17 protein-coding genes and 3 tRNA genes are annotated in these 23942 nt (G+C 73.6%); 11 read left to right on the forward strand and 9 right to left on the reverse strand.

Annotation, left to right across the window (positions count from 1 at the left end; translation table 11 throughout):
• Positions 1 to 44 precede the first annotated feature (44 nt).
• The gene (locus ACZ1IK_RS08460) at positions 45 to 2000 is read right to left on the reverse strand and encodes an FAD/NAD(P)-binding protein (RefSeq protein ID WP_101966089.1); all 1956 of its coding nucleotides are present in this window, start codon (positions 1998 to 2000) and stop codon (positions 45 to 47) included.
• A gap of 291 nt (positions 2001 to 2291) precedes the next feature.
• Between ACZ1IK_RS08460 and ACZ1IK_RS08465 the strand changes: the two genes are divergently transcribed.
• Together ACZ1IK_RS08465 and ACZ1IK_RS08470 are read left to right on the forward strand one after the other, a co-directional pair.
• Positions 2292 to 3170, forward strand: a complete 879-nt coding sequence (locus tag ACZ1IK_RS08465; RefSeq protein ID WP_069941541.1) for a PRC and DUF2382 domain-containing protein — start codon at positions 2292 to 2294, stop codon at positions 3168 to 3170.
• 196 nt (positions 3171 to 3366) lie between these two features.
• Positions 3367 to 3455 (forward strand) — tRNA-Ser (locus ACZ1IK_RS08470).
• A gap of 80 nt (positions 3456 to 3535) precedes the next feature.
• On the opposite strand, the gene ACZ1IK_RS08475 is transcribed toward ACZ1IK_RS08470, so the two are convergent.
• Positions 3536 to 4387, reverse strand: coding sequence for a hypothetical protein (locus ACZ1IK_RS08475; protein WP_102708785.1), 852 nt, complete (start codon positions 4385 to 4387; stop codon positions 3536 to 3538).
• Positions 4388 to 4582: 195 nt separating this feature from the next.
• Here ACZ1IK_RS08475 and ACZ1IK_RS08480 point away from each other — a divergent pair, with 195 nt between their 5' ends.
• A complete protein-coding gene (locus ACZ1IK_RS08480) occupies positions 4583 to 5653 on the forward strand; it encodes a polysaccharide deacetylase family protein (protein ID WP_254184226.1) in 1071 nt (356 codons plus the stop codon).
• Positions 5654 to 5698: 45 nt separating this feature from the next.
• On the opposite strand, the gene ACZ1IK_RS08485 is transcribed toward ACZ1IK_RS08480, so the two are convergent.
• A complete protein-coding gene (locus ACZ1IK_RS08485; protein WP_256748653.1) occupies positions 5699 to 6850 on the reverse strand; it encodes an MFS transporter in 1152 nt (383 codons plus the stop codon).
• Between the two features lie 141 nt (positions 6851 to 6991).
• Between ACZ1IK_RS08485 and ACZ1IK_RS08490 the strand changes: the two genes are divergently transcribed.
• Entirely contained in the window at positions 6992 to 8467 is a 1476-nt protein-coding gene (locus tag ACZ1IK_RS08490) for a phosphomannomutase/phosphoglucomutase (protein WP_063189907.1), read from the forward strand.
• Positions 8468 to 8477: 10 nt separating this feature from the next.
• Here ACZ1IK_RS08490 and ACZ1IK_RS08495 read toward each other — a convergent pair whose 3' ends face one another.
• A complete protein-coding gene (locus ACZ1IK_RS08495) occupies positions 8478 to 10673 on the reverse strand; it encodes a RecQ family ATP-dependent DNA helicase (protein ID WP_102708784.1) in 2196 nt (731 codons plus the stop codon).
• Positions 10674 to 10744: 71 nt separating this feature from the next.
• Between ACZ1IK_RS08495 and ACZ1IK_RS08500 the strand changes: the two genes are divergently transcribed.
• On the forward strand, positions 10745 to 11203 hold the full coding sequence (locus ACZ1IK_RS08500; protein ID WP_102708783.1) for an RrF2 family transcriptional regulator: 459 nt from the start codon (positions 10745 to 10747) through the stop codon (positions 11201 to 11203).
• Between the two features lie 95 nt (positions 11204 to 11298).
• Positions 11299 to 12489 carry a globin domain-containing protein gene (locus tag ACZ1IK_RS08505; protein ID WP_102708782.1) on the forward strand — a complete coding sequence of 397 codons (1191 nt, stop codon included), beginning with the start codon at positions 11299 to 11301 and terminating at the stop codon, positions 12487 to 12489.
• Positions 12490 to 12558: 69 nt separating this feature from the next.
• On the opposite strand, the gene ACZ1IK_RS08510 is transcribed toward ACZ1IK_RS08505, so the two are convergent.
• The gene (locus ACZ1IK_RS08510) at positions 12559 to 14403 is read right to left on the reverse strand and encodes a phosphoenolpyruvate carboxykinase (GTP) (protein ID WP_102708781.1); all 1845 of its coding nucleotides are present in this window, start codon (positions 14401 to 14403) and stop codon (positions 12559 to 12561) included.
• A gap of 244 nt (positions 14404 to 14647) precedes the next feature.
• Between ACZ1IK_RS08510 and ACZ1IK_RS08515 the strand changes: the two genes are divergently transcribed.
• A tRNA-Arg gene (locus ACZ1IK_RS08515) sits at positions 14648 to 14721 on the forward strand.
• 79 nt (positions 14722 to 14800) lie between these two features.
• Here ACZ1IK_RS08515 and ACZ1IK_RS08520 read toward each other — a convergent pair.
• The 3 genes from ACZ1IK_RS08520 to upp form a co-directional block, all read right to left on the reverse strand.
• The gene (locus ACZ1IK_RS08520) at positions 14801 to 15325 is read right to left on the reverse strand and encodes a SixA phosphatase family protein (RefSeq protein ID WP_002854135.1); all 525 of its coding nucleotides are present in this window, start codon (positions 15323 to 15325) and stop codon (positions 14801 to 14803) included.
• A 70-nt stretch (positions 15326 to 15395) separates the two neighbouring features.
• Positions 15396 to 16184 (reverse strand): winged helix-turn-helix domain-containing protein, encoded by a 789-nt coding sequence (locus tag ACZ1IK_RS08525; RefSeq protein WP_036316068.1) that lies wholly within the window; start codon positions 16182 to 16184, stop codon positions 15396 to 15398.
• A 474-nt stretch (positions 16185 to 16658) separates the two neighbouring features.
• On the reverse strand, positions 16659 to 17294 hold the full coding sequence (upp, locus tag ACZ1IK_RS08530; protein ID WP_069941749.1) for a uracil phosphoribosyltransferase: 636 nt from the start codon (positions 17292 to 17294) through the stop codon (positions 16659 to 16661).
• An 83-nt stretch (positions 17295 to 17377) separates the two neighbouring features.
• Between upp and ACZ1IK_RS08535 the strand changes: the two genes are divergently transcribed.
• The gene (locus ACZ1IK_RS08535; protein WP_044659043.1) at positions 17378 to 17884 is read left to right on the forward strand and encodes a nucleoside deaminase; all 507 of its coding nucleotides are present in this window, start codon (positions 17378 to 17380) and stop codon (positions 17882 to 17884) included.
• A 74-nt stretch (positions 17885 to 17958) separates the two neighbouring features.
• Positions 17959 to 18049, forward strand: a tRNA-Ser gene (locus tag ACZ1IK_RS08540).
• Positions 18050 to 18115: 66 nt separating this feature from the next.
• Here the strand turns inward: ACZ1IK_RS08540 and ACZ1IK_RS08545 are convergent.
• A complete protein-coding gene (locus ACZ1IK_RS08545; protein WP_102708780.1) occupies positions 18116 to 19204 on the reverse strand; it encodes an alpha/beta hydrolase in 1089 nt (362 codons plus the stop codon).
• Between the two features lie 105 nt (positions 19205 to 19309).
• Between ACZ1IK_RS08545 and ACZ1IK_RS08550 the strand changes: the two genes are divergently transcribed.
• Both ACZ1IK_RS08550 and ACZ1IK_RS08555 read left to right on the forward strand, forming a co-directional pair.
• On the forward strand, positions 19310 to 19768 hold the full coding sequence (locus ACZ1IK_RS08550) for a 23S rRNA (pseudouridine(1915)-N(3))-methyltransferase RlmH (RefSeq protein ID WP_174232859.1): 459 nt from the start codon (positions 19310 to 19312) through the stop codon (positions 19766 to 19768).
• Positions 19765 to 23942 (forward strand): ATP-dependent helicase (locus ACZ1IK_RS08555; protein ID WP_465098462.1); only part of this gene is annotated, 4178 nt, incomplete at its 3' end. The genes ACZ1IK_RS08550 and ACZ1IK_RS08555, both read left to right, overlap by 4 nt.

Consider the following 23942-nt stretch of genomic DNA (forward strand, 5'->3'; position numbering starts at 1 on the left):
CCGTCCGGGATCCACCCGGGCGGCCCCGCCGTCGTCGTGGGGGCTCAGCCGGCGAGCACGGCCGCCGCGGCGGCGTCGGCGTCGGCGAGGAAGAGGGCTCGTCCGGCCGGATCGGCCCCGGCCTCGGCCGCGATCGCGGTGCCCCACTGCACGCCCGAGAGCTGCAGGCCCAGCACGAACACGTCCGCGTGGGCCGTGCCGTCCGCGGCCCGCAGCCGGTACGGGCGGGCCGTGACGTCGAAGCCGGTGGCGGGCACGCGCACGCCCTCCTCGTCCTCCCACGTCCCGGCCGCGGCGACGCCGTCCGCCAGCATCTGACGGACCAGCGGGGAGGCGGCGGCCTGCACGCGGTTGGGCGGCATCATCGCCTCCACCAGCCAGGCCCCCTCGACGACGGCGGGCCCCAGCGAGTCCTGCGCTCCCACCTGGGGGCTGTGGGCGGTGAACCCGTGGTCCTCGGCCTCGACCACGGGCGCGGGGCCGGCCCAGGTGAGCAGGCCGGCCCGGTGCACCGCCAGCATCTGCTCGACGCGCCACAGGGGCGGGCCGGAGGCGAGGCCCTCGACCAGCGGCTCGAACCAGCCCTGGACGTCCCGGATGCGGGAGGCCTCGGCGATCCGACCCTCGGCGATCCACGCCTTGATCCGCAGTCGGCCGGCATGGAGCGCGCCGACGGCCATCATGAACGGGGACTCCTCCCCGAGGGCGGCCTCCACGCAGGCCTGCTCCATGAGGTCCGCGACGGCCCGCTGATAGTCCTCATGGGAGGCGAACACGGCGTCCTCGAACGGGGATCCATAGGCCAGGATGTCCAGGAAGCGGCGGCCGGGGGCGTACCGCTGGAGGAGCTCCTCGGCGTGCGCGGAGGTCACGGGGGCGCCGCGGCCGGCCTCCTCGAGCTGGCCGACGAGCTCCCCGAGGAATCGGCGCGCCTCGACGGGGCCGCCGAGGATCTCGGGCTGGGCCCGGACGAGCGTGGCGTAGTAGTGCCGGACCACGTCGCGGTGCAGCAGCGGCCAGAGGTGCTCGGCGAGGTCCAGGGCCCCGTGCCGGGCGGCGAGGGCGTCCACGGCGGCGTCGGAGAGGTAGCTGAGGGTGACGCCGCGGGGCACGAAGGCGTCCACCTCGGCCTTGGGCAGGTACGGGATGCCGCGGCGGGACATCAGGTGCAGGCGCGGCTCGTCCCCCGACGGCTCGTACCGCAGGGCCCGGCCGGGTCCGTCGCCGGTGCGGCGGTACACCCCGCCCCGGCCCTGGGTGAGCTGGGCCAGCAGGTCGAACGCGTTCAGGCCCATGCCCCGCACGAGGACGTCCGCCCCGGCCTCCACGGTCTCCCAGTCCACGTCCGAGGGGATCTGCGGGCCCTGGTAGTGCAGCTCGTCCCTGCCCCGCGCGGCGGCGGCCATCCGGTTCTGGCCGGGGCTGAGCTCCGCCGGCTGATGGCCCAGGCAGAGCACGACGGCGTCCGCGTCGAGCGCGGAGACCGCACCGTCGGCGTCCCGCAGCTCCAGGCGGGCGCCGCCGTCGGGCCGGGGGTGCAGGGCGGTGGCCTCCGCGCGGTGCTCGACGACCTCGACGACCTCGGGGCGGGCGCGCAGCCCCGCGACGACGTCCTTGTACAGGTGCCGGAGGTAGCGCCCGTAGACCGCTCGGGCCGGGTACTGGTGGCGGCGCACGCCGAGGCTGGCCTCCGGGTGCACGCGACGCCACTGGTCGAAGGTCTGGGCGGCGGTGGAGGGGCGCAGACCGGGGTTGTCGGCGGCGCACGCGGTCGGGAAGAACGCGGGGGTGTTCATGAGGTACAGCTCGGACTGGTCCGTGCGCCACACCCGCCCTGGCCCGGGCGGATAGGGGTCCACGACGTCGATGCGCAGCCGCCGGGGGTGTGCGTCCGGGGCCGCGCCCTCGAGTCGGGCGAGGATCCGCTCCAGCAGCATGACGCCGCGGGGGCCGGCTCCCACCACTGCGAGGCGGCGCTCGGCCACCAGGGGCTCGGACATGGGGCCTCCACTCTCCTCGGGATCGTTTTCACGCCTGCGGCGCGCGTATTCCACACAATATCGGTGGCCGTCAAGGGTCGCGGACCGCATGCGCCACACTCCCACCGATCCCCCAGGATCCACAGCAGGCCCGGACGAAGAATCCGCGGAATCATGCGGATCACACCGAGATTCTGGGAGAAGTCTGGGAATTGGGAATCTGGGGGGCCGATGGTTGACGCCACTCGGGCCCATGGGGAATTGTGAATGAGCGTAAGGCAACAAAACACCAATTCAGAAGGAGAATTCCTCATGGACCGCAACGCTCTCGACCAGCTGCAGAACTCCACCGTCTTCGCCACCGACGGCGACAAGATCGGCTCCGTCGGTCAGGTCTACCTCGACGACGTCACCAACGAGCCCACCTTCGTCACGGTGAAGACCGGCCTGTTCGGCGCCCGCGAGACCTTCGTGCCGCTGCAGCAGGCCCAGACCACCACCGACGGCATCACGGTGCCCTTCGAGAAGTCCTTCGTGAAGGACGCCCCGAACGTGGACGCGGACGGCTCGCTGACCCCCGAGGAGGAGCAGCGCATCTACGAGTACTACTCCATGGAGTACTCCGCCGCGGATCACGACGGCGACGTGCGTCGTGACGACGTGCGCACCGACGCCGGCGCCGCCGGCGTGGCCGGCACCGCGGGTGTGGCCGGCGTGGCCGACCGCCGCGACGAGGCCGTCGTGGACGGCGACCGCCGCGACGTGGCCGATCGTGACCGCCGCGAGGTGACCGACGCCGACTCCGTCGTCGTCAAGGACGAGCACCTGAACGTCGGCACCGAGCGCCGCGCCTCCGGCCGCGTCCGTCTGCGCAAGCAGGCCTACACCACCACCGAGACCGTCGAGGTGCCCGTCACCCGCGAGGAGGTCGTGGTGGAGCGCGAGTCCGTCGACCCGAACTCCGCCGAGGCCCGCACCGCCGGCCGCGACGGCGACGTCGAGGTCACCACCTACGAGGAGACCCCGGTCGTCAACAAGACCGTGGACGCCGAGAAGGTCTCCCTGGGCAAGCGCCAGGTGCAGGACACCGAGACGGTGACCGAGGAGGTCCGCCACGAGGACGTCAAGGTCGACGGCGACGCCACCGATCGCGACCTCGACGGCCGCAACGACCGCAAGGATCGCATCTGATCTGAACGGACGCGTCGGCCTCAGGCCGGACGGCTGACAGATCACGCGGGGCCCCGGATCCATGGATCCGGGGCCCCGCTCGTGCGCGATGGTGATCCGTCCGTGAGCACGCCGCTCCTTTGCCCTGCCCTGGCCTGGCGCGCTAAACTGAACCGGTCTGACCGCGCGTCGCCCCGTGCGAGGCGCGCCGGATGGAGGAGACGTGCCAGAGCGGCCGAATGGACTTCACTGCTAATGAAGGGCTCGACGAAAGTTGGGCCGGGGGTTCAAATCCCCCCGTCTCCGCGAGAGAGGGCCGGAATCCACGCGATTCCGGCCCTCTTCGCGTCTGCGCGCGGCGACCTGACATGCCGACCGGCCGGTGACTAGCCCTCCCCGCGGCGCTCCCGCATGCGGCGCAGCAGCTCGTACGCCTCCGGGACGGAGAGCTCCGAGTGGCTGGACAGCTGGACGGCGGCGGACTCGAGGTTGCCGTCCCGCACCATGGCGGAGAGCTGGTCGCGCAGCCACGGCGGCAGGTCCTGCGAGGAGAGGCGGACGGAGTCCGTCCCCCGCATCACCTCGACCTCGAAGGGGAGCTCCTCCTCGGCGGGGGCGGCGGTCCACTCGGCCGGGACGGTCAGGGTGGTCAGCTCATCGGCGGGCGTCGCCGTCGGACGCGGCGCAGCTGAGGCGTGGTCGGTGTCCTGCTGGGCGTCGTCCTCGGCCACAGCGTCAGAGGTCTCGCGTTCGGTCGTCTGGGCGTCCGGCTCCCTCCGCCCGCTCAAATCCTGTCCGGGCCGCTTCGGCCCGGGGGTCTCGGCCGGGACCGCGTCGTCCCGGTGGGGCTCTCCATGGTCGTCGGGAACGGGCCCCGCGACTCCGGCGGACGTGGCGTCCGGTTCCTGCACCGGCTCGGAGTAGACCTGCGGATGCACGGCGAGGGACTGCACGTCCATGACGGCGTCCTTCAGGCCGCGTCCCGTGTGGGCGCGGTAGTCGCGCACGGCCTCCATCACGCGGCTCTGGGCGATGTGCCCGTACACGCGCCGATGGGCGTCCTCGTCCAGCAGCCCCGCCGCCACACGCGCCCGCTCCGGTCCGATGTCCAGCCCGCGACCGGACGGCGTGCGCTGATCCGCCGCCTGACGCGCTCGACCGGCCGACATCCACCGGGCGGCGGCGAACGCGAGGGCGCCGATGACGACCACCGCGAGGACAGGGACGAGATATTCCATGCCTCCAGTCTAGGTGTGGCCCGCGAGGGCCATGCCGACGGCCGCGGCGCCACATCACAACCTAGTCACAGTTCTGCCAGGGCCCCAGAGCCACCGAGGGCCTCGCCTACGGTGGAATGCGGAGTCCTCCGTGTCTGGACACGGCGGCCATGGAGGAGACACTCCGCCCGCCACTCGACCGAGCCAGGAGACCGCATGTCCTTCCCCCGCCCGTCCGCCCGCTCCCATGAGGGCGTGCCGATGCGGGCCTTCACGGCGGAGGAACGCCCGCCGCAGTTCGTCCTCTTCTCCTTCGACGGCGGCCGTCAGGACGCGCGCTGGAAGACCTTCCTGGACGCGGCCGCGGACTCCGACGCGAAGTTCACGGTGTTCCAGTCCGCGATCAACCTCATCGAGACCGCCAATCGGGAGAACTACACGGCGCCCGGCAACGAGCCCGGCTACGTGGGCACGGAGTTCGGCGGCGACGAGGCCGAGGTGGCGCAGCGCATCGAGAACATCAACACGGCCCACGCCGCCGGCCACGAGATCGGCACCCACTACGCGGGCCACCTGTGCGCGCCCACGAGGTACGGCGCAGACCAGTGGTCCACGGCCGAATGGGAGCAGGAGTACGGCTCGTTCACGGACATCCTCTCCGACCCCGGCACCTACAACCCGGGCAGCTCCCTGCCGGCGCTGGAGGTCACCCCCGAGGACGTCAAGGGAGGACGTCTGCCCTGCCTCGACGGGGAGTGGGACCAGCTCGTCCCGATGTGGAAGGACAACGGACTCGAGTACGACACGTCGCGTGCCGCGGCCGCCTCCGGCGTCGCCTGGCCCTACCAGGAGGACGGGATCTGGGAGTTCGAGATGCCGATGACCTGGTCCCCCGTGCTCGCCGAGAAGGACGCGGCCAGCCCGTTCGTGATGGCGATGGACTACAACTTCTGGATCTCCGGCAACGGCGGCAAGGACATCCCGGAGGACGTCGCCCGACTCACCGACTTCCAGTACCGCACCTACCGCTACATGTACGACTCGGCGTTCGCGGGCAACCGCGCCCCGCTGGTCTTCGGCAACCACTTCAACGACTGGGGTCTCAACGCGTTCAACCCGGCTGTGGAGAAGGTCATGCGCGAGGTCTGCGTCGAGGAGGACACCTACTGCGTGACCTACCAGCAGATGATCGCGTGGCTCGAGCTGCAGGACCCGGAGGTCCTCGCCGCCTGGCGCGACCAGGCCCGGTCCGCCACCGGCACGGATGCCGAGGCCCTCGGCTGGTGACCCGCGGGTCGGCCCGCTGACACCCGCCCCCACGACGGCCCCGGCTCAGCGCGCCGGGGCCGTCCCGCGCCCGCGCAGCACGACGACGGCGCTCGCCAGGGCGGTCAGCACCAGGGCCAGGACCATCAGCACCGTCCCCGGCCACCCGTGGGACTCGTGGAACACGCCGCCCAGCCAGCCGAAGAGACTCGAGCCGGCGTAGTACGCGAAGTTGTACAGGGAGGTCGACTGGGCGCGGCCCGTGGGGGCGGCCGTCCCAGACCACGCGGAGGCCACGGCGTGGGCGGCGAAGAACGCGCCCGTCACGAGCACGAGGGCGGGCACCAGCACCGCCGGATGCGGGACCGACGTGAGGGCGACGCCTGCCGCCATGGCCGCCGTCGCACCGGCCAGGACGGGCAGCCGGCCCACCCGCGCGGCCAGCCGACCCGCGCGCGGCGACGACCACGTGCCCGCGAGATAGGCGAGGAAGACGAGGCCGGCCGCCGTCGGCGTCCAGGAGAACGGCGGGTCGAGCAGGCGGTACCCCACGAAGTTGTACAGCGCCACGAACCCACCCATCAGCAGCGCCCCCTGCAGGTAGACGGCGACGAGCTCCGGCGAGCGCAGGTGGCCGCGCACGATGCGCACGAGCGTCGCCGGGGAGGTGGGCGACGGCGTGAAACGTCGGGCGCGCGGCGTGATCGCCAGGAACCCAACGGTGCACAGCACCCCGACCACGGTGACGGCCAGCATCCCGCCGCGCCACGAGGACGCCTCCGCGACGGGCAGGGCGAGGAGCCGGCCGGAGAGCCCGCCGAGGGTGGTGCCGGCGATGTAGGTGCCGGCGGCAGCCGCGACCGCGTGCGGGACCACCTCCTCCGCCAGCAGCGCCACGGCGAGTCCCGCGACGCCCCCGTGCGCCATGCCCTCGAGCAGGCGCAGGCCCAGCATGGCCTCGAACGTGGGTGCGAGGACGCCCGTGAGCGCGCACGCACTGGCGGAGACCATCGAGACCACCATGGCGCGTCGGCGGCCCCACCGGTCCCCGGCCACGGACCACGGCACCACCGACAGGGCGAGGCCGAGTGTGCTGGCGGAGACGAGCAGGGCGGCACGGTCCGCGGGGACGCCCAGGTCGTCGCTGACCAGCGGCAGCAGGCCCTGCGGGGAGTAGAGCTGGGCGAACGTGGCCACCCCCGCCAGGAACAGCCCGATCAGCAGCCTGCGGTACGCGGGCTCCCCGGGAGCGGCCGGCGCGGGTCCCGACGGCGGGACGGCCGGGGGCCCCGCGCTCGGGGGCGGAGTGGTCGGGGGCACGCCCTCACTGTATCCAGGCTGTCCACTACGATCGGTCGGGTGACTACCTCGACCCCCTCCCTCGACCTGCACGACTCCTTCAAGGCGTACGACGTCCGCGGCATCGTGGGCGAGTCCATCACGGCGGAGAGCGTCCGCGCGGTGGGCGCGGCCTTCGTGGACGTGCTGGGCCTGGCCGGTCACACCGTGCTGGTCGGCGGGGACATGCGCCCCTCCTCGCCCGCGTTCATGACGGCCTTCGCCGAGGGTGCCACGCGCCGCGGCGCCGACGTCGTCACCCTGGGGCTGATCTCCACGGACATGCTCTACTACGCGGCGGGCGTGAAGCAGGCCGCGGGCGTGGTGTTCACCGCCTCGCACAACCCGGCCGAGTACAACGGCATGAAGATGGCCCAGGCCGGCGCCGTGCCGGTCTCCTCGGACACCGGGCTGTTCGAGATCCGCGACGCGGCCCAGGCCTACCTCGACGCCGGTGAGATCCCCGCCGCCGAGACCGCCGGCACCGTGACGGAGGAGGACATCCTCCCCGGCTACGCCGCATACCTGCGCTCGCTCGTGGACCTGACGGGGGTGCGCCGCCTGAAGGTCGTGGTGGACGCGGGCAACGGCATGGCGGGCAAGACCACCCCGGCCGTCCTCGGCGACGCCGAGCTGGCCGCCCTGCCGCTGGAGATCGAGCCGCTCTACTTCGAGCTGGACGGCACCTTCCCGAACCACCCGGCCAACCCGCTGGAACCGGAGAACCTGCGGGACCTGCAGGCCGCCGTCGTGGAGCACGGCGCGGACATCGGCCTGGCCTTCGACGGCGACGCCGACCGCTGCTTCGTGATCGACGAGCAGGGCGCCCCGGTCTCCCCCTCCGCGGTCACCGCCCTGGTGGCCCGCCGCGAGATCGCCCGCGCGAAGGCCGACGGCGAGCAGACCCCCGTGGTCATCCACAACCTGATCACCTCCCGCGCCGTCCCCGAGCTCGTGGCGGCCGACGGGGGCCGGGCCGTGGAGACCCGCGTGGGCCACTCCTTCATCAAGGCGGTCATGGCCGCCGAGTCCGCCGTCTTCGGCGGCGAACACTCCGCGCACTACTACTTCCGCGACTTCTTCAACGCGGACACCGGCATGCTCGCGGCCATGCACGTGCTGGCGGCCCTGGGCGGCCAGGAGCAGCCGCTGTCCGAGCTGGCCGAGGAGTACGAGCCGTACGTGGCCTCCGGAGAGATCAACTCGCAGGTCGCGGACAAGGACGCCGCCGTGGCCGCGGTGGTGGCGCAGTTCGCCCCCGCCGTGGGCGAGGGCGTCGGCGAGGGCCAGGCCGTGCACGAGGACTTCGCCGGGGTGGCCACCACGGTGACCCGCATGGACGGCACCACGGTCGCCGCCCAGGACGGCACGTGGTGGTTCAACCTCCGCCCGTCCAACACGGAGCCGTTCCTGCGCTACAACGGCGAGGCCCGCACGGCCGCCACCATGGAGGCGCTCCGAGACGCCGTGCTGGCGATCGTCCGCGCGGAGCGCTGACCTCGGCGGCTCATCCGGCCTGGGCCAGGACGAGCGGCAGCACCCCCTGGGCGCCGGCCTCGCGCAGCACCCGCGCAGCCTCGGCGAGCGACCACCGCGAGTCGACGAGGTCGTCGACCAGCAGCACGGGGCCGTGGCGGCCGGCGTCCGGGGCGGTGCGCAGCATCTGCGCCATCGCCTCGGGGACGGCGAACCGGCCGTACACGGACCCGAGCCGGTAGGCGCTGTTGCCGCCCGGCCCGGCCGTGGGGCCGCCGCGCGCGTGCTCGAGCGAGCCGAGGAACGGCAGCCGGCCGATCCGGGCGATCCCCTCGGCGAACGACCCCACCAGCTGCGGGCGGGTGCGCGAGGGCATCGCGACGACGGCGATCGGCCGCGTCCGCCACCCCCAGCCGGCCAGGACGTCGACGGCGCCCCGCAGGACATCCTCCGGCACCGGGGCGTCCTCCCGGTCCAGCAGGTCCCGCAGGACGGTGCCCCACCCGAGGTCCGTCAGGCGGGCGAGCGCGCGACCCTCCTCGGCCTGTGACTCGGGCGCGATGCGCCCCTTCACGGGCACGCCCAGCCGGTCCATGCCCGAGGGCCACATGCGACGGGGCTCGATCGGCACGCCGGTGCGGCGCAGGGCGGCCTCCGCGCGCTCCCGCGCCGCCCCGTCCGATCCCGTCGGGTACCAGGGGCCGGCACAGACGTCGCAGCGGCCGCACGGCGCGGCGGTGGGGTCGTCCAGGGTGCGGGCCAGGAACTCCATGCGGCACCGGTCCGTGGTCTGGTAGTCGAGCATGAGCCGCTCCTCGGCCCGGCGGGCCTCGGCCACGCGGGCGTACCGCTCGGCGTCGTACGTCCATTCCCGCCCGGTGGCGCGCCAGCCGCCGCCCACCCGCTCGACCGCCCCGTCCACGGCGAGGACCTTGAGCAGCAGCTCCAGGGTGGTGCGCTTGATCCGCACGGCCGGCTCGAGCGCCGCCACGGAGAGGGCCCCGCCGTGGTCCGCGAGCGCCCCCAGCACGGCGCGCGCCTGCTCCTCGTCCGGCATGGAGGCGGTGGCGAAGTACTCCCAGATGCGACGGTCCTCGGGCCCGGGCAGCAGGAGCACGTCCGCGTGGTCCGTCCCGCGGCCGGCGCGGCCGACCTGCTGGTAGTACGCCACGGGCGAGCCCGGCGCACCGAAGTGCACCACGAACGTCAGGTCCGGCTTGTCGAAGCCCATGCCGAGCGCCGAGGTGGCCACGACGGCCTTCACCCGGTTGGCCTTGAGGTCCTCCTCGATCTCGGCGCGCCGCTCCGGGTCCGTGCGGCCCGTGTAGGCGACCACCTCGTGCCCCGCCTCGCGCAGGGCGCGCGCCGTGTCCTCGGCGGCGGAGACGGTGAGGGCGTAGACGATCCCGGAGCCCGGCAGGTCCCCGAGGTGGTCGATGAGCCAGGCCAGGCGCGCGGCCGGGCTGGGCATGCGCAGCACGCCCAGGCGCAGCGAGGCGCGGGCCAGGGGGCCGCGGAGAACGAACACGTCCCGCTCGGAGGCGACGCCGAGCTGCTCCACCACATCCGCCACCACACGGGCGTTGGCCGTGGCGGTGGTGGCCAGCACGGGCACCGCGCGCCTCCCCTCGGCGGGAAGCAGCCCGATCAGGTCCCGGATGCGGCGGTAGTCCGGCCGGAAGTCGTGGCCCCAGTCGGAGATGCAGTGGGCCTCGTCCACCACGAGCAGGCCCATGCGCGCCACGAGGTCCGGCAGCTGCTCGTCCCGGAACCGGGGGTTCGTGAGGCGCTCGGGCGAGATCAGCAGCACGTCCACCTCGTCCGCCGCGAGCCGGGCCCGGACCTCGTCCCACTCCGTGGCGTTCGCCGAGCTCACGGACACCGCGCGCACGCCCGCCCGGGCGGCGGCTGCGACCTGGTCCCGCATGAGCGCGAGCAGCGGGGAGACGATCAGCGTGGGCCCTGCGCCGCGGGCGCGCAGCAGGAGGGAGGCCACGAAGTACACGGCGGACTTGCCCCAGCCGGTGCGCTGCACCACCAGGGCGCGGCGGCGGTGGGCCACGAGCGCCTCGATCGCCTCGAACTGCCCGTCCTTGAATCGCGCGTCCGGCCGGTCCACGAGCCGACGCAGGACGGCCAGGGCCTCCTCGTGCAGCGCGGCGTCGCCCCCCGGCGCGGAGGTCTCGGGGAGGCGGGGGGCGGCGTCGGGGTGCGAGGTGGCGTCCATGGCGTCAGTATGCCAACCGGCCCGGACACCGCAGGCGCGGCGGCGCCGTGCACCGGTGGGATGATGGAGGAATGAAGCTGAGCACCTACACCGACGTCTGCCTGCGCGTGCTGATGACGCTCGCGGCGGCCGAGGGGGAACGGCTCACCAGCCAGCAGATCGCGGACCGGATCCAGGTGCCCTACAACCACGTGATCAAGGCGGTCGCCGAGCTGCGTCGCCGCGGGACCATCGAGGTGCTGCGCGGTCGGCACGGCGGGGCCATGATCGCCGCGGCCGGTCTGGACCAGCGTGTGGGCGAGCTCGTGCGCTCGCTGAGCAGCCGCGACGAGGTGATCGACTGCGCCGGGCGCGACTCCGGGGTGGCGTGCCCCTACGCCGGCGACTGCCGCCTGCGCGGCGCCCTGCACCGCGCACGCGAGGCCTTCCTCGCCGAGCTCGACACCGTGCGGATCCGGGATCTGGTGAGCGCTGGGCCTGTCGGCGGGCCCGTGCTGCTGGGCCTGCCGGAGATCCCCGTGGCGCACTGACGGAACGGGCCGGGGGGCGAGTTCCCGACGGCGACGGCCGGGTGTAATCTGGCAAAATCAGCGCAAGATTCCCCACCGAGGAGACGGAGACCCCCGTGCTGTCCGAGAAGTCCCGCCCCGTCATCGAGGCCACCGCCGCCGTCGTCGCCGAGCACATGCCGGAGATCACGCCCCTGTTCTACGCCCACATGTTCGAGGCCCACCCCGAGCTCCTCGACGGCGTCTTCTCCCGCGCCAACCAGCGCAACGGCGAGCAGGCCCAGGCCCTCGCCGGCTCGATCGTGAAGTTCGCGGTGCACCTGCTCGAGAACCCGGGCACCCTGCCCGAGGCCGTCCTGTCCCGCATCGCCCACAAGCACACCGCCCTCGGCATCGTCGAGGAGCAGTACCCGATCGTCTACGAGAACCTCTTCTGGGCCATCGGCGAGGTGCTCGGCGACGCCGTCACGCCCGCGGTGGCCGACGCCTGGACCGAGGTCTACTGGCTCATGGCCGACGCCCTCATCAAGATCGAGAAGGGCCTCTACTCCCAGCAGGCCAACGACAGGATGTGGACGGACTGGAGGGTCGTCGCGAAGGAGCCCACCGGCAACGCGGCCGTCACCTTCCGCTTCGAGCCGGCCGACGACACCCCGCAGTCCCGCGGCAGGGCCGGTGGCTACGTGTCCGTGCGCCTGAAGGTCGAGGACGGCATGCGCCAGTGCCGCCAGTACTCCCTCTCCGAGAAGGCCGAGTCCACCACCGAACGTGTCATCACCGTGAAGCTGGACGAGGGCGGCGAGGTCTCGCCCATGCTCATCCAGAACGTGGAGGTCGGCGACGTCATCGAGCTGTCCAACCCCTACGGCGACATCACCCTCGAGGACGAGGACTCCTCCGCTCCCCTGGTCCTGGCGACCGCCGGCATCGGCATCACCCCGGCCGCCGCGATCCTGGACGCGCTCGCCCAGCAGGGCTCGGACCGCCAGGTCCTCTTCTTCCACGGCGACGCGTCCTGGGAGGCGGTGGCCCTGCGCGAACAGGTGACGGAGTCCCTGGCGGCGCTGCCGCACGGCGACGCCCGCCTCTTCCTCGGGGTGCGACCCGAGCAGGACCCCGAGGGCGTCACGACCGTCGAGGGTGTGATGCACTTCGACGACGTCGAACTGCCCCGCGACGGGCACTACATCCTGTGCGGCCCGCTCGCGTTCATGCAGTCCACCCGCTCGAAGCTGATCGACGCCGGCGTGCCCGCGACGTCCATCCGCTACGAGATCTTCGGCCCGGACCTCTGGCTCGCCGCCTGATCCGGCCCCGGAACGCGGAACGGCCCGCACCCCTCACGGGGTGCGGGCCGTTCCGCGTTCCGGCGGGGCTCAGGCCTGCGCGAAGCGCTGCTTCTGCGCCTCGAAGCGGTCGCGGATGGCCTGCGGCAGGGACTCGCCGAACCGGCCGAGCCACTGCTCGATGAGCTCGTTCTCCTCGGCCCATTCCGCGGCGTCGACCTTGAGGGCGTCCTCGAGGTCCTCGGCCGACACCTCGATGCCGGACAGGTCGAGCGAGCCCGCGGCCGGCACGAGGCCGATCGGGGTCTCCTCGGCCTCGGCCTTGCCCTCGAGGCGCTCCACGACCCACTTCAGGACGCGGGAGTTCTCGCCGAAGCCGGGCCAGGCGAAGCCGCCGTCGCGGTTGCGGCGGAACCAGTTGACCAGGTAGATGCGCGGCAGCTTCTCCGGGTCGGCCTTGCCGGACTCCCTGACCCAGTGGGCCAGGTAGTCACCGGCGTCGTAGCCGAGGAACGGCAGCATGGCCATCGGGTCGCGGCGCACGACGCCCACGGCACCGGCGGCGGCCGCGGTGGTCTCCGAGGAGAGGGTGGCGCCCTTGAGGATGCCGTCCTCCCAGTCGAAGGCCTCGGTCACCAGCGGCACGGTGGTCTTGCGGCGGCCGCCGAACAGGATGGCGTCCAGCTTCACGCCCCGCGGGTCGCGGTACTCGTCGGCCAGCATGTCCGTCTGCTCGATGGGCGTGCAGAACCGGGAGTTCGGGTGGGCGGCCGGGGTGCCGGACTCGGGCGTCCAGTCGTTGCCGCGCCAGTCGGTGAGGTGCTCGGGGACCTCGTCCGTCATGCCCTCCCACCACACGCCGCCGTCGTCGGTGAGGGCGACGTTGGTGAAGATGGAGTTGCCCTTGGAGATCGCGCGCATGGCGTTCGGGTTGGTGGACCAGCCGGTGCCGGGGGCGACGCCGAAGTAGCCGGTCTCCGGGTTGATCACGCGGAACTCGCCGTCCTTGCCGGCGCGGATCCAGGTGATGTCGTCGCCCAGGGTCTCGGCCTTCCAGCCCTCGATCGTGGGGTCGATGAGGGCGAGGTTGGTCTTGCCGCAGGCCGAGGGGAAGGCGCCGGTGATGTGGTAGGACCGGCCCTCGGGGTTGGTCAGCTTGAGGATCAGCATGTGCTCGGCGAGCCAGGCCTCGTCCCGGGCCATCACGGAGGCGATGCGCAGCGCGTAGCACTTCTTGCCGAGCAGGGCGTTGCCGCCGTAGCCGGAGCCGAAGGACCAGATGGAGCGCTCCTCGGGGAAGTGCACGATCCACTTGGTCTCGTTGCACGGCCACGGCACGTCCTGCTCGCCCGGCTCCAGCGGGGCGCCCACGGAGTGCACGGCCGGCACGTAGAAGGCCTGCTCGCGGGACATCTTGTCCAGCACGTCCTGGCCGATGCGGGCCATGATGCGCATCGACAGGACCACGTAGGCGGAGTCGGTGATCTCCACGCCGTACTTCGGGTCCTCGGCGTCGAGGTGGCCCATCACGAACGGGATCACGTACATGGTGCGGCCGCGCATGGCGCCGGTGAACGCGTCGTCGAGGATCCCGTGCATCTTCGCCGGGTCCATCCAGTTGTTGGTGAAGCCGGCGTCCTCCTCCTTCTCGGAGCAGATGAAGGTGCGGTCCTCCACACGGGCGACGTCGGCGGGATCGGAGAACGCGGCGAAGGAGTGGGGGAACTTGTCCTCGGCCAGGCGGGTCAGGGTGCCCGCCGCCACGAGCTCGTCCGCGAGACGGTCGCGCTCCTCCTCGGAGCCGTCGACCCACTGGACGGAGTCCGGCTGCGTCAGCTCTGCGATCTGAGCGACCCACTCGCGCAGCTGGGCGTAGTCCGTGGGCGCGTCCGCCAGGGCGCGATCCGCGAACGAGGTGGTGGCGTTGTCAGCCATGGTGGAGAGTCCTCCCATTGGGGTCCGGGGCCGTTCCGTCCCGTCCACTCCGATGCGTGCACCGCCGAAGCGCGCACCACATCGTTGTGGCCGCACGGTCCTGCCATGGTACCCGAGCCCGGCTATCATGGCCGCGCCCCCGCCACACCCCCGACTCAGACCACCGCAGACCGTCGATTTGCACTTCGCCGGAGAGGTCCTGTAGTGTTCTACGAGTTCGAGCCGCTCCGGCGGATCGGATGATGCGCCCATAGCTCAGCTGGATAGAGCGTCTGTCTACGGAACAGAAGGTCAGGGGTTCGAATCCCTTTGGGCGCACGATCGGAAGGCCCCGCTCCTGCTGGAGCGGGGCCTTCGTCATGTCGGCGCGCCTCTGCCACGCGCGCCGCCGCGGAGGTCAGCGCCCCGGAACCACGAAGTGCGTCAGGGCGGCGTCGCGGCCGTCGAGCTCGGCCCACGGCTTCTCCACCCGGAACACCTGCATCCCGAGCGTCGGGTAGTGCTCGCTCATGCGCAGCGCCGCGTCCTGGTCCGAGTCCAGGCTCATCAGCCGCATGCCCAGCTCCTGCACCCACGGCATGTGGCCCACCACCAGCAGCCGTCGCGTGGTCTCCTCCGTCTCGTTGACGACGGCCAGGGCCCGCGCCGCGTCGGCGCCGTAGAGCCGCGGGTCCAGGTAGGGCGTGGGTGCCAGCTCGCCCAGGCGCTCGCACACCCACACGCACGTCTGACGGGTGCGCAGCGCATCGGAGCACACGACGGCGTCCGGGACGAGGTCGTGCTCGCGGAGCCAGTCGCCGGCGGCGGGCGCCTGGGCGTGGCCTCGCTCGGCGAGCGGGCGGGCATGGTCGTCGGCCGCGTCGGGCCAGCCGGCCTTGGCGTGCCGGAGGACGATCAGGGTCTTCGCGTCGGCGGTGCTCATGCGGCCAGGCTACGGCGACGGCCCCCGCTCGGGTGAGCGGGGGCCGTCGTCGGACACGGGCGGGCGCGGGTCAGATGCTGTACTCCGGCGCCGCCCACACGACCACCTCGGGGTGGCGGTAGAAGCGGTAGCCCTGGCCGCGCACGGTGCGCACGGTGTTCGCGAGGCGGCCGAGCTTGGCGCGCAGGCGGCGGATGTGCACGTCGATGGTGCGCTCGTTGGGCACCTCGTCGGCGTTGCGCCACAGGGCGTCGAGCAGCTCCTCGCGGCCGACGGTGCGCTCGCCGTTCTCCACGAGGTAGTTCAGGAGCTCGAACTCCTTGAAGGTGAGGTTCAGCGACTCACCGTCCAGCTGCACCTCGCGCCGGGACAGGTCGATCAGCACACCGGGCTGGCGCGTGGACACGGGGGCCGGCGCCTGCGCCAGGTCGGGACGGGTGCCGCCCTGCACGGTCGGGTCGCCGAGCACCTGGCGCACGACCTCGATGTCGCGGCCCTCCGCGCCGGCGGGGGCCAGGGCGACGGCGGCGTGCGACTCCGCCCCGGGGACGAGGGACTCCACGTAGTGGCGCAGCTCATTGGCCAGCCGCGTGAGGGAGGTGCCGGCGGCCGAGGCGGCCAGCTCGTCCATGCCCACGTAGATGACGAACCCACGGGCCTCGTTCTCCCGGGCCACCGCCTGGGGACCCGGGATGCCGTTCGGCGCCAGGACCGGCGTCGGCGCCGTCTGGGAGTCGGGGGCGTCGGTGCCACCGGCCAGGCGCAGGCCTGCGCGGGCCTGGCCTCGGCGGGACATGCCGTCGGCCCGGCGCTGCGCGTTGCGGACGGAGATGTGCACGTATCCGGCGGACTGACCCATGGCCACCACTCCTCTTTCGGCTCATGGCCCCTCCACCGCTCGGTCGGTGCGGCGGACGAGGCGTCACATGACAAGAATGTGACTTCACCGAGGGGACTGGCAAGTAACGTTCGCACTTTTGTCTCATTATTTGAGAAGAAGAGTCCTGAATGTGCTCAACATCACTATTCGCGGATCGGAATAGCGTCGCGAGGACGGTCGGCTCGCCCGCGTGACTCTTTCATTGTTCAACACGGCAGGACGCGCCACAGGACGAGTGATTATGCGGAATATTTATGCAGGCGACTTCCAGGCATTCCATATGACGCGATGATGACGGGTCACAGCGGGCCATGACGTCCACTAAATGGACGACACATTCGCGGCTCCGCTTGACGTCCCCGCCGGAGACGCTCCCGTGAGACGACCACGGTCCCCGCCCGGTGGGGGCGGGGACCGTGGTCGTCTCGCGGCGGACGCGGAGGTCCGATCAGGTCATTCCGCCAGGCCGTAGAGCCGGTCGCCGGCGTCACCGAGGCCGGGGACGATGTAGGACCGCTCGTCCAGGCGCTCGTCGACGGCGGCCAGGTACAGGTCCACCTCGACGTCGCCCAGCGAGGCCTCCAACCGCTCGATGCCCTCGGGCGCTCCGAGCAGGCAGAGGCAGGTGACCCGCGCCGCGCCGCGCTGGTAGAGGAAGCGGATGGCCTCGATCAGCGTGCCTCCCGTGGCCAGCATGGGGTCCAGGACGAACACGTGACGCCCGGACAGGTCGGCCGGCAGCCGCTCCGCGTAGGTGACGATGTCCAGCGTCTCCTCGTTGCGGGCCATGCCGAGGAACCCGACCTCGGCGGACGGCGCCATCTTGGTCATCCCCTCCAGCATCCCGAGTCCCGCGCGCAGGATCGGCACGACCAGCGGACGCGGGCGGGCCAGGCGGAAGCCGGTGGTCGCGGTCACCGGGGTCTCGATCCGCACCTCCTCCATGGCCACGTCGCGCGTCGCCTCGTAGGCGAGCAGCATCACGAGCTCCTCCGTGAGCTGCCGGAAGATCATGGACGGGGTCTTCTTGTCCCGCAGGACGCTGAGCTTGTGGGCCACGAGCGGGTGGTCGACGATGTGGACGCGCATGGCGCCCACGGTACCGCCCACGCGTGCCCCTCCGCCCGTCCCCGTGCCCGCGGGGGCGCCGACACCGCCGCTAGGCTGGCCGCGTGTCCGCCCCCGTCCCCTCCCCCGCGCCCACGGCCGAGCAGGAGCACGTGTGGATGGGCCTGGCCCTCCGGGCCGCCCGCGCGGCCGGAGCGGCCGGCGACGTGCCGATCGGTGCCGCCCTCGTGGCCGGCGACGGGACCGTCCTGGCCGTCGTCGGGAACGAGCGCGAGCAGCACCACGACCCCACCGCCCACGCCGAGGTCCTCGCTCTGCGCCGCGGGGCGGAGCTGCGGGCCGCCGCCGGGGCGGGCGACGGCTGGCGCCTGACGGACTGCACCCTCGTGGTGACCCTCGAGCCCTGCCCCATGTGCGCCGGTGCGCTGCTGCTGGCCCGCATCCCGCGCGTCGTATTCGGGGCGTGGGACCCGAAGGCGGGCGCGTGCGGCTCGGTGCTGGACGTGGTCCGCGACCCCCGCTTCAACCACCAGGTGCAGGTCCGCGCCGGCGTCCGTTCCGAGGAGAGCGCGGCGCTGCTGCGGGGGTTCTTCGCCGCCCAGCGCGACTGAACGCGCCCGTGCCCGACGACGGCGGGCGGCCGGTTTGGGCGCGCCGCCACGGCTCGGGTAGGGTGTTCTGGTCTGGTGACGTGTCCGAGCGGCCGAAGGTGCAGCACTCGAAATGCTGTGTACGGTAACCCCGTACCGTGGGTTCAAATCCCACCGTCACCGCCAGATGTGAAGCCCGGGAGCCCTGCGCTCCCGGGCTTTCGCCATGCCGGGGCGGGTCCGGCCGCCGCCTCAGCGCGGCAGGACGGCGTCCAGGAACGAGGCCACCGCGGACCACGAGATGGAGGCGTGCACGGCGCTGGCCGGCACACCGTTGCGGAGCACCTCCGCGCTGCGGGTCTTCGCGGTCATCATGCCCAGGTCGTGGCCACCCTCGGCCACCGAGTAGAACGCGGTGCGCAGTCCGGCGGCCTCGGCGGCCCGGTACAGCTCGAGGCTCTGCCCCCACGGCACCGTGACGTCCTTGCGCCCGTGGACGACCAGCAGGGGCGGCGAGTCCGGGCGCAGGTGCGCGATCGGGGAGGCCAGCCGGGTCAGGCCGCCCGAGGCCAGGACCGGCACCCCCAGCATGTCCGACTTGGTGCTGCGGTCGTCGAGGTGGCAGTGCTTCAGCCGGTTCGCGCGGTTGTAGTCCGCGCACGCGCCCGGGAGCATCTGGCGGTTCATCGTCAGGAAGTCCGTGGGGCCGAAGAAGTCCACGATCGCGTGGACGCGGTCCTCCTCCGGGATCGCGTGGCCGCCGTCGGGCACCTCCCGGCCGGGCAGCGGCACCTGCTCGCGGTCCAGGTCCTGTCCGCCCGTGAGGCCGGCCATGAGGGCGTTCCAGCCGCCCGACGACGAGCCGGCCACGGCCACCCGCCCCGCGTCCAGCTGCAGGCCCGGGGCGTTGCGCCGCACCCAGCGGACCGCCGCCGTCGCGTCCTCCACCTGGGCGGGGAACGTGCCCTGTTTGGAGCTGCGCACCGAGAACGCGGCGACGGCGTAGCCGTGCGGGACCAGGCCGCGGGCGACGTCGACACCGTCGCTGTAGCCGCGATCGCTGCGCCAGCCGGAGCCCGCGTTCCACACGAGGACCGGGAACGGGCCCTGGCCCGGCGGCCGGTGCACGTCGATGCGTCCGGCGCGCCCGGGCAGGGCCGCGTACGTGTGCCCGGTGGAGCTGCGCATGCCGTATAGGGCCGGCGCGTTGGCGCCCAGCGGCCCGGCGGTCGCGCCGGCCAGGTCGGTGACGACGGCCACCCCGCCCACCGCGAGGGCGCCGACCCCGAGGCCGAGCGCGGCGCGGCGGGACACCCGCGGGGACCGTGCGGTCGACGTCATGGGCCCCCTTCCGGTGCGGAGCCAGGCACCCCGCCCCGGCGAGCGTAACCGAGCGGCGGGGGCCGACCCCCGTACCGTGTCCGCGGCCGGTGCGATCATGGGGCCATGTCTGTTCGGGTGCTGGCCATCGGCAAGAAGCATGAGGCGTGGGTCGTCGACGGGATCGACCGCTACGAGCGGCGCCTCAAGAAGCCCTACGACCTCTCGTGGCGTCTGCTGCCGCACTCCGCGCGGCAGGAGGAGGCGGCGCGCACGGAGGAGTCGGACCGGATCCTGGGCGCGGTCGGCGCGGACGAGCACCTGATCCTGCTGGACGAGCGGGGGACGGCGTTCGACTCGCCGGGTCTGGCGCGGCACCTGCAGAGCCGGTTCGACGTCGGCGCCCCGGTGACGATGGTGATCGGAGGCGCGTACGGGGTGGACGCCCGGGTCCACGCCCGCGCGGACCGCGTCTGGTCCCTGTCCCCGCTCGTCTTCCCGCACCAGCTCGTGCGGCTGATCCTGGCGGAGCAGGTCTACCGAGCCCAGGAGATCTCCGCCGGCCGACCGTACCACCACGCATGAGCGGGCCCGCGGAGACCGCAGCGGGCTCGGCCACGCCCGCGGCCGACGTCGTCCTGGGCCGGTTCACCGAGCCCACGCGCGCCTGGTTCACGGGCGCGTTCGAGGCCCCGACGCCGGCCCAGCTCGGCGCGTGGGACGCGATCTCCTCGGGGCGGCACGCGCTGGTGATCGCGCCGACCGGCTCGGGCAAGACCCTCTCCTCCTTCCTCTGGGCGCTCGACTCGTTCGTGCGCGAGCCCGCCACCGAGGGGACGGCGGCCACCCGCGTCCTCTACGTCTCGCCGCTGAAGGCGCTCGGCGTGGATGTGGAGCGGAACCTGCGGGCCCCGCTGGTGGGCATCACGCAGACCGCCGCGCACCAGGGCAGGCCCGTGCCGCGCGTGCGGGTGGGTGTGCGCTCCGGGGACACCCCGGCGGCCGAGCGGCGGCGCCTGCAGCAGGATCCGCCGGACATCCTCATCACCACGCCCGAGTCGCTGTACCTCATGCTCACCTCGCAGGCCCGAGCGGCGCTGGCCGGGGTCCGCACGGTGATCGTGGACGAGGTGCACGCCGTGGCCGGGACCAAGCGCGGCGCCCACCTGGCCGTCTCCCTCGAGCGCCTGGACGCCCTGCTGGACACGCCGGTGCAGCGGATCGGCCTGTCCGCCACGGTCGAGCCGGCCGCCGAGGTGGCCCGGTTCCTCGGCGGCACGCAGCCGGTGACGGTGGTGCGGCCCGCCTCGGCCAAGCGCTGGGACCTGACGGTCACGGTGCCGGTGCCGGACCTGACGGACCTCTCCTCCCCCGCCGCAGCCCACGACCTGGGGCCCGGCTCCTCGACGGGCGGGCTCGGCGACGAGGGCGCGGTGACGGGCGGGTCCATCTGGCCGCACGTCGAGGAGCGGATCGTGGACCTGGTGGCCGAGCGGCGTTCCACGCTCGTGTTCGCCAACTCCCGGCGCCTGGCCGAGCGCCTCACCGGTCGGCTCAACGAGATCTGGGAGGCCCGCGCCGAGGCGGCCGCCGCGGCCGAGCACCCGGACGCCGTCCCCGGCTTCCGCACACCGGACCCGACCGGCTTCCACGGCCCCGCCCAGGTGGCCGGGCAGACCGGCACCGGATCGGGCACCGTCTCCGACTTCGCCCGCGCCCACCACGGCTCCGTGTCCAAGGAGCAGCGCGCCATCGTCGAGGAGGCGCTGAAGACCGGCCAGATCCGCTGCGTCGTGGCCACGAGCTCGCTCGAGCTGGGCATCGACATGGGCGCGGTGGACCAGGTGATCCAGGTGGAGTCGCCGCCCTCGGTGGCCTCCGGTCTGCAGCGCGTGGGCCGTGCCGGCCACCAGGTGGGCGAGGTCTCCCGGGGCGTGTTCTTCCCCAAGCACCGGGGCGACCTCGTGGACACCGCCGTCGTGGCCGAGCGCATGACGGCCGGGCGCATCGAGTCGCTGCGGATCCCCGCCAACCCGCTGGACATCCTCGCCCAGCAGACCGTGGCCGCCGTCGCCGTCGCGGACCTGGACGCACAGGGGTGGTTCGACCTCGTGCGCCGGTCCGCGCCGTTCGCCACGCTGCCGTTCTCCGCCTACGAGTCCGTGCTCGACCTGCTGGCCGGCCGCTACCCCTCGGACGAGTTCGCCGAGCTGCGCCCGCGCATCCTGTGGGACCGGGAGAACGGCACGCTCGCCGCCCGCCCCGGCGCCCAGCGCCTGGCGGTCACCTCGGGCGGCACCATCCCGGACCGCGGCCTGTTCGGGGTGTTCCTGGCCTCCGACGGCGGCGCGGACGGCACCCCCGGCGGCGCGGCGGCCGGGGACACGGCCGAGTCGGCGGGCACCGCGTCCGCGGGCTCGGCCCGCTCCGGCGGGCGCCGGGTCGGCGAGCTCGACGAGGAGATGGTCTACGAGTCCCGCGTGGGGGACGTCATCCTGCTGGGCGCCACGAGCTGGCGCATCGTGGACATCACCGCGGACCGCGTCCTGGTGCTGCCCGCCTACGGGCAGCCCGGCAAGCTCCCGTTCTGGCGGGGCGACGCCGCGGGCCGGCCGGCGGAGCTGGGCGACGCCGTCGGGCGCTTCCGCCGCGAGCTGGACGCGGACCCCGAGGCCGGCCGCACCCGCCTGGCCGCCGCAGGCCTGGACCCGTGGGCGCAGGACAACCTCCTGGCCTACCTGAAGGACCAGCGCGAGGCCACCGGGGTGCTGCCCACCGAGCAGACGCTCGTGGTGGAGCGGTTCACGGACGAGCTCGGCGACTGGCGCGTGGTGCTGCACTCCCCCTACGGCATGGCGGTGCACGCCCCGTGGGCGCTCGCGGTGGGGGCGCGGCTGGCGCAGCGGTACGGGCTGGATACCGGCTCGGGCGCGGCGATGGCGGCCGACGACGGGATCGTGCTGCGCATCCCCCTGATGGACGCGGAGCCGCCGGGCGCGGAGCTGTTCGAGTTCACGGCCGAGGAGCTGGACGAGATCGTCACGGCGGAGGTCGGCGGGTCCGCGCTGTTCGCCGCCCGGTTCCGGGAGAACGCGGCCCGGTCCCTGCTGCTGCCGCGCCGTGACCCCGGGCGGCGGACCCCCCTGTGGCAGCAGCGGCAGCGGTCCGCGCAGCTGCTGGACGTGGCACGGAAGCACCCGCGGTTCCCCGTGATCCTGGAGACCGTGCGCGAGGTGCTCCAGGACGTCTACGACCTCTCGGCGCTCAAGGAGCTCGCGGGGCGGGTGTCCTCACGGGCCGTCCGGCTCGTGGAGGTCACGACGACGGCACCCTCGCCGTTCAGCCAGTCCATCCTGTTCGGCTACATCGCCCAGTTCATCTACGAGGGCGACTCCCCGCTGGCCGAGCGCCGCGCCGCCGCGCTCTCCCTCGACCCCGCGCTGCTGTCCGAGCTGCTGGGCACGGAGGAGCTGCGCGAGCTGCTCGACGCCGAGGTCATCGCGGAGGTCGAGGCCCAGCTGCAGCGGCTCGCGCCCGACCGGCGCGCCCGCGGGGTCGAGGGCGTGGCGGACCTGCTGCGCCTGCTGGGACCGCTGTCCGTCGCCGAGGCCGCGCGGCGCACACGGGCCGAGGGGGAGGCGGAGGAGGCCGCGGACGAGGACGCCGTCGCCGGGATGCTGGCGGAGCTCGAGCGCGCCGGCCGCGCGTTCCGCCTGCGCCAGGACGGGGTCGAGCGGTTCGCCGCCGTCGAGGACGCCGCCCGCCTGCGGGACGCGCTCGGCACGCCGATCCCGCACGGAGTGCCCACCGCATTCCTCGACCCGGTCGACGACCCGCTCGGGGACCTCGTGGGCCGCTACGCCCGCACCCACGGCCCCTTCACCGCCGCCGAGGCGGGGGCTGCGCTGGGGCTGGGGGGCGCCGTCGTGCTCTCGGTGCTGCAGCGCCTGGCCACCGAGCGCCGCGTGAGCACGGGCGCGTTCCGGCCGGAGGGCACCCCCGGAGCCACCGGCCTGGACGCCGAGTGGTGCGACGCCGAGGTGCTGCGGCGGATCCGCATGCGCTCCCTCGCCGCGCTGCGCGCCGAGGTCGAGCCGGTGGACCAGGCCGCCTACGCCCGGTTCCTCGCCGACTGGCAGCACCTGCGGCCGCGGACGGGGCGCGACGGGGCCTGGCGGCCGCCGGCCACGCTCGAGGGCGTGGACGGGGTGGCCACCGTCCTGGACCAGCTGGCCGGCACGCCCCTGCCCGCGAGCGCGTGGGAATCCCTCGTGCTGCCCGCCCGCGTGCGGGACTACGCCCCCGCCCTGCTCGACGAGCTGCTGGCCACGGGCGAGTACGTGTGGTCGGGCGTCGGGGAGGCCACCGGCAACGACGGCTGGGTGGCCCTGCACCCCGCCGACGCCGTGGACCTCACGCTGCGCCTGCCCGAGCCCGCGGAGGAGACGCCGGCCGACGCCGCCCTGCGCGCGGCCGTGCTCGAGGTGCTCGCCGGCGGCGGGGCCTGGTTCTTCCCCCAGCTCGTGGAGCGGGTGCGGGCGGTGCAGGCGGCGGGCGGCGACGCGGGTGGCGCAGGCCGGGCGGTCGGCCCCGACCCGCACCGCGACCCGGCCGACCTGGCCCGCGGCCCCGCGGTGCTGGCCGCGCTGTGGGGCCTGGTGTGGGACGGCCGGGTCGGCAACGACACGTTCGCCCCCGTCCGCGGCCTGCTCTCGCTCGGCAAGACCGCGCACCGCACCGGCCGACAGACGCCGCGGGC

The organism is Micrococcus sp. CS26 (assembly GCF_055522295.1).